The sequence below is a fragment of the Aminobacter sp. P4_D5 genome, from assembly GCF_056401815.1.
This window is the reverse complement of record NZ_JBFUIP010000270.1, coordinates 1-5,035: the sequence shown is the minus strand read 5'-3', so window position 1 is coordinate 5,035 and position 5,035 is coordinate 1. Positions and strand designations below refer to the sequence as shown.

The following is a 5,035-nucleotide window of genomic DNA, read 5'->3' as shown; positions in this document are numbered from 1 at the left end:
ACCCGTCGGCGCTGGTCAACCTGCGCGCGCCGCTGTTCGAGGAAAAGGTCGTCGATCACCTGCTTTCGCTGGTTTCCGTCACCGACAAGAAGGTGAGCAAGGAAGAGCTGCTCGCCGACGACGAGGACGAGGCTTCTGAGAAGCCGGCCAAGAAGGCTTCCGCCAAGAAGGCCGACAAGGCTGAGAATGCAGAGGGCGAAGAGCCCAAGAAGAAGGCCGCTCCCAAGAAGAAGGCCAAGGAAGCCGACGCCGAATAAGGCGACGTTCCTCGCATGAAAACGAAAAGGCCGCTGGTTGATCCAGCGGCCTTTTTGATTCTGGATGGTGAAGCCTCTTTCTCACTGTTCACCCGTTGTGACGGCCCGATCCGGGGCCGCGATATGCTCACGGGCCCATTGCTCGAAGCTGAGTGGCGGCCGTCCGATCATTTCCTCGACGCTGGGCTTCTGCGCCAGGGTCCATTCGGTCAACTCCTTCAACCGAGAGGCGTATGCCTCCAGTGCAAAGAGTGTCACCTTGATCGCCCCGCTTGGCCAACCGAGTTGATGCCAGGCTTTGCGGCCTTGATCCAGCGTGAGTTCCTCAGTCGCGATCCTGCGGCCTAAGGCCTACTCAAGGGCTGCAACGCGTGATCGCGTACTGATTGGAAGCCCAATGGCTTCAAGGATCTGCCCGACATAGTCGTCCTGTAGCAAAGCGGCGGCGGCAACGGCGGCAAGATCCGCTTCATGGATGAAAGGGTAATAGGCGCGATCTACAAGTGGCTCGCGTATGACGCCCTCTCGACGAATCGAGTCCATCCAGTCCGAGCCCGTCGCAGGATAGGTCCCTTCAAGGGATGCGCCCATGACAGCCGATGGGCGGATGTGCGTCCATGGTATGCCGCAACTCTCCACCGCCTTCTCTATGGCGAGCCAGAACCAGGTTTCGGCCGGAAACGCCTGCTCGTACTCGGGGCCATGGGATGAGAGAACGACGATCCGCTCGATGCCCGCTGCGGCAGCAAATCTAGTTACTTCTTTCACGGAATTTGGTTCGGCACCTGCCAAGAAGACTTTCGCTACTCCGGCGAAAGCTTGGGCAGCGTCCTGCGGACTCGTAATTGACCCTGACATGACTTGGGTTCCTTGCGCCCAGCCGTCAAGCTGCCCAGGCTCGGCCAGGACACGAACGGATACGCCACTATCGAGCAACTGCCGGGCGAGATGTCGACCGACAAGACCAGTCGGACTGGAACCCTCTCTTTTTCGAGGGGCCACAGTGGTCAGCAGAAAGATGGGTTGAGTATTCCGTTTCGCGCACATGCAAGACCCTCATCACCAATAGCGGTAGAGATCTTGCGCCTGATCGCATGTCAGGTTGCGGATCGATTTAATGCTGGGCAGTTTGCATGGGCCTTCAGCGCACTTCAAGTCTATATTTGCCTAGATCAGCAGCAGGCCCTTCATGCTGGCAATACCCTTCTTGCCGATGATGATGTGGTCGTGCACCGAAATGCCGAGCGGCTTGGCCGTGTCGATGATCGTCTTGGTCATGTCGATGTCGGCGCGCGACGGCGTCGGGTCGCCTGAGGGATGATTGTGCACGAGGATAAGCGCGGTTGCCGACAGCTCCAGCGCCCGCTTGCTGACTTCGCGCGGATAGACCGGGGTGTGGTCGACTGTTCCCGTCTGCTGCACCTCGTCGGCGATCAGCACGTTCTTCTTGTCGAGGAACAGGATGCGGAAGTGTTCGCGTGCCTCAAAGGCCATTGCGGCACGGCAGTAGTCGAGCAACTGTGGCCAGGACGACAGCACTTCGCGGCCGCTGATCTCGCCGCGCGCCATACGCTTGGCCGATGCCGCAATGATCTTGAGGTCAAGCGCAACCGAAGGTCCGATGCCCTTGACCTCCTGAAGCAGGTTGGTGGTGGCGCCGAGTACTTCCGCCAGCGTGCCGAAGCGGGCGAGCAGGGCCTTTGCCACCGGCTTGGTGTCGGAGCGCGGGATCAGCCGGAACAGCAGCAGTTCGAGCAGCTCGTCGTCGGCGAGCGTGTCGCCGCCATTCGTCGAAAACCGCTYGCGCAGCTGGTCACGATGGCCGAGATAGTGGGGCTTTTCCGGCGCGGCATCTCGTTTGATCGGCGGCAACGGAAGCTCGCCGAAGAAATCGCGCTCGTCGTGGTCGTTGTTCGCCACCGCTATCGCCCCCGCCGGAACACCGGCGAGGCGATATTATGCGGACAAGCCCGGCCGGTCGAGCCCTTTGGCGGATAGCGTGAAAATCTCGCAGCCTGTGGCGGTGACACCGACGGTGTGCTCGTATTGGGCCGACAATGAGCGGTCACGCGTCACGGCGGTCCAGCCGTCGGACAGCACCTTCACATGCGGGCGGCCGAGATTGATCATCGGCTCGATGGTGAAGATCATGCCTTGGCGCATCTCGACGCCCTCGTTGACGTTGCCATAGTGCAGGATGTTTGGCGCGTCGTGGAACAAGGCACCCACGCCGTGGCCACAGAAATCGCGCACCACCGAACAGCGCTCGGCTTCTGCATAGGTCTGGATGGCAGCGCCGATAGCGCCCGTGCGTACGCCAGGGCGCACTGCGGCAATGCCGCGCATCAGGCACTCATGGGTGACTTCAAGCAGGCGCTCGGCGGCGCGCTTGATGTTGCCGACCGGGTACATGCGGCTCGAATCGCCGTGCCAGCCATCGAGGATATAGGTGACGTCGATATTGACGACATCGCCGTCCTTGAKCGGCTTGTTGTCGGGAATGCCGTGACAGACGACGTGGTTGATCGAGGTGCAGCTCGACTTGGTGTAGCCGCGGTAGTTGAGTGTGGCCGGCATCGCGCCATGATCCATGCCGAACTCGAAGACGAAGCGGTCGATGGACTCGGTGGTGACGCCGGGTGCGACGCGATCGACCAACTCGTCGAGACACTGAGAGGTGAGCGCGCAGGCCTTGCGCATGCCTTCGAAGGCCTCCTCTCCATAGAGACGGATCTGGCCTGTGTTCCTGAGGGGCGCCGTGGCGGCGTCGAGATAGCTGACCATTGACCTCTGCCGAGTATGTCTGGGGTTGCTCGCGACGTGCTGCGAGGCGTTGCCGCAGATTTGGCACCGGAAGCGTCCAGATTCAACCCGCAAAGGCCAAACCGCAGCGATATGCGGCGTTTGGCCAGCAAAAACCGCCAATGTCAGTCTGGCGTGGCAGACTTCGCCGGTCGCGCAAGCGTCTGTTTGGGGMGAGGGGCTGCAGGATCAGCGGGCCGTAGCATGTCGCCATGCACCCAGCCCTTGCGCCCGGAGGCGGAAACCAGCGTCCATTTGCCGTCGCGGGCGAATACGCGCACGCTTTCGCCCTGCTTCAGGCTTGACGTGACAGGAGCGGAAACGTTCGGACGGCGGCGCAGATAGACTGACGTGCTAGTGTAGAGCACGTTGAGGGCGGCGGCGCTGTCCGTGTCGGGCATCGTTGACGTTTGCCTGGCAGCTGGCTTCGGGCGTGGCAACGGGGTCGGTGGGCGCGTGATCGAGGCGGTTTCGATAACTTCCGGCGGCTTGCGCGGCGTGCTGTCCACCTTGGGACGAGTCGCCATGGCAATTTTCTGGGGCGCGACGTCGGCTTTCGGTTTCGAACTTGCAGCTAGCTTGCTTGGCTCGATGTCGACCTTGGGTCGAGCCACCTCCGTTTGCGGGCGCGTTGCGACGTTGACCTTGGGCCGCGTGACTGCCGCTTCCGTGCGTGGCGTGGTCTCCGCCTTCGGCCGGCTCGCGGCCCTGGAGGGCCGATCCTCTAGGCGCGCTTTGCTCGGCAACTCCTGCGTCATGGCCCAACCGCCCGCCGCAAGCGCGCCGAGCACCAGCCATCTCAATTTGGGAAGGGCGAATCCAGACATGCTGTGAGTCTGGACTTCAGAGTTTAAAACCGGGTTGACGGCGATGTCCCGGCGCTGGCTCGGCGGAGGTAGCTCAGGCCTTTTTCAGGAACTCGGTCTTCAACACCAGGCCCTTGACCTGCTTGGTGTTGCACTCGACCTCACCGGGGTTGCCGGTCAGGCGGATGTTCTTGACCAGCGTGCCGCGCTTGATGGTCTCGGAGGTGCCCTTGACCTTCAGATCCTTGATCAGGGTCACCGAGTCACCTTCGTTGAGCTGTGCGCCGTTGCTGTCTTTGACGATGATGTCCGACATGGTTCTTCCTTTCTGCTGCCGCGTCGATGGTTGCGCCTGCAGTAGGTTCTCAAGAGGGCGGCGTAAAGGGAGCGGCCTGAAATGAGGATGACTGGGCCATTCATGGTTTAGGCGCTGCGGAATCATCCGGAGCGCAAGGCGGCTGGCCTTTGAAGTCCCGCGCCAGACAACCGTATTTGTCGAACGTCTGGCCGGTTTCTCGCGCCGCTTTGGCCATGCCACAGGCAGACACGGTCAGGCAGGCGAGAACAGCAACAGTGATTCTGATGATCTGCATGGGAGTCACATTTGATTCGGCACGTAAGTCACGTCGCCAATTTCAGGATTTCGTCGCCCTAGTGCGCGGTGTAGGCACCGTCCACCAGATGATAGCTTCCTGTGATGAAGCTTGCTTGATCCGACAACAAGAAACACACCAGCGCAGATACTTCCTCCGGTTTCCCGCGTCTGCCCATTGGTTGCAGTGCCAGCATGCGTCGGGACTCTCCTTCAAACTGTTCGGAAAGGAGCGGGGTGTCGATCCAGCCGGGGCCGACTGCATTTATGCGGATGCCCATTCTCGCATATTCCATCGCGGCGACCTTGGTCAGCCCGACAACCCCGTGCTTGGCAGCAGTGTATGCGGCGGCGGTCGGCAGTCCTACCGAACCGAGCACCGAGGACATGTTGACGATCGCGCCTCCGCCCCGCTGCTGCATGGCCGCGATCTCGTATTTCATGCAGTAGAAAACGCCGTTCAGATTGACGTTCATCGTCTCGTGCCAGCTGTCGAGCGGGTAGTCGGCGGTCGCCTTGCGCACGCCGCCTATGCCGGCATTGTTGACGGCGAGATCCACGCCGCCGCACGTCTTGAT

Annotated in this window: 8 protein-coding genes and 1 pseudogene; 1 reads left to right on the top strand and 8 read right to left on the bottom strand. The window is 61.3% G+C overall.

Annotation, left to right across the window (positions count from 1 at the left end):
- Positions 1 to 257: pseudogene (locus tag AC1DWF_RS30200) on the top strand (trigger factor); the annotation flags it as partial.
- An 81-nt stretch (positions 258 to 338) separates the two neighbouring features.
- Here the strand turns inward: AC1DWF_RS30200 and AC1DWF_RS30195 are convergent.
- The 8 genes from AC1DWF_RS30195 to AC1DWF_RS30160 all read right to left on the bottom strand — a co-directional run.
- On the bottom strand, positions 339 to 515 hold the full coding sequence (locus AC1DWF_RS30195) for a hypothetical protein (RefSeq protein WP_476842435.1): 177 nt from the start codon (positions 513 to 515) through the stop codon (positions 339 to 341).
- A gap of 93 nt (positions 516 to 608) precedes the next feature.
- Positions 609 to 1,304, bottom strand: coding sequence for an SDR family oxidoreductase (locus tag AC1DWF_RS30190; protein ID WP_476787712.1), 696 nt, complete (start codon positions 1,302 to 1,304; stop codon positions 609 to 611).
- 120 nt (positions 1,305 to 1,424) lie between these two features.
- Positions 1,425 to 2,177 carry a RadC family protein gene (gene radC, locus AC1DWF_RS30185; RefSeq protein WP_476842434.1) on the bottom strand — a complete coding sequence of 251 codons (753 nt, stop codon included), beginning with the start codon at positions 2,175 to 2,177 and terminating at the stop codon, positions 1,425 to 1,427.
- Between the two features lie 36 nt (positions 2,178 to 2,213).
- Positions 2,214 to 3,041, bottom strand: coding sequence for a type I methionyl aminopeptidase (gene map, locus AC1DWF_RS30180; protein ID WP_476842433.1), 828 nt, complete (start codon positions 3,039 to 3,041; stop codon positions 2,214 to 2,216).
- A 143-nt stretch (positions 3,042 to 3,184) separates the two neighbouring features.
- Positions 3,185 to 3,886 (bottom strand): SH3 domain-containing protein, encoded by a 702-nt coding sequence (locus AC1DWF_RS30175; protein ID WP_476842432.1) that lies wholly within the window; start codon positions 3,884 to 3,886, stop codon positions 3,185 to 3,187.
- Positions 3,887 to 3,959: 73 nt separating this feature from the next.
- A complete protein-coding gene (locus AC1DWF_RS30170; protein ID WP_476786536.1) occupies positions 3,960 to 4,181 on the bottom strand; it encodes an alkylphosphonate utilization protein in 222 nt (73 codons plus the stop codon).
- Between the two features lie 100 nt (positions 4,182 to 4,281).
- Positions 4,282 to 4,458, bottom strand: coding sequence for a hypothetical protein (locus AC1DWF_RS30165; RefSeq protein WP_476786535.1), 177 nt, complete (start codon positions 4,456 to 4,458; stop codon positions 4,282 to 4,284).
- Positions 4,459 to 4,516: 58 nt separating this feature from the next.
- On the bottom strand, positions 4,517 to 5,035 hold a 519-nt coding region (locus AC1DWF_RS30160), incomplete at its 5' end, for an SDR family NAD(P)-dependent oxidoreductase (protein ID WP_476842431.1).

What these genes read in the sequence shown, in the direction of transcription:
- AC1DWF_RS30190 (WP_476787712.1), bottom strand. Translation starts at nt 1,304, where the DNA reads ATGTGCGCGAAACGGAATACTCAACCCATCTTTCTGCTGACCACTGTG.
- AC1DWF_RS30165 (WP_476786535.1), bottom strand. Translation starts at nt 4,458, where the DNA reads ATGCAGATCATCAGAATCACTGTTGCTGTTCTCGCCTGCCTGACCGTG.
- AC1DWF_RS30170 (WP_476786536.1), bottom strand. Translation starts at nt 4,181, where the DNA reads ATGTCGGACATCATCGTCAAAGACAGCAACGGCGCACAGCTCAACGAA.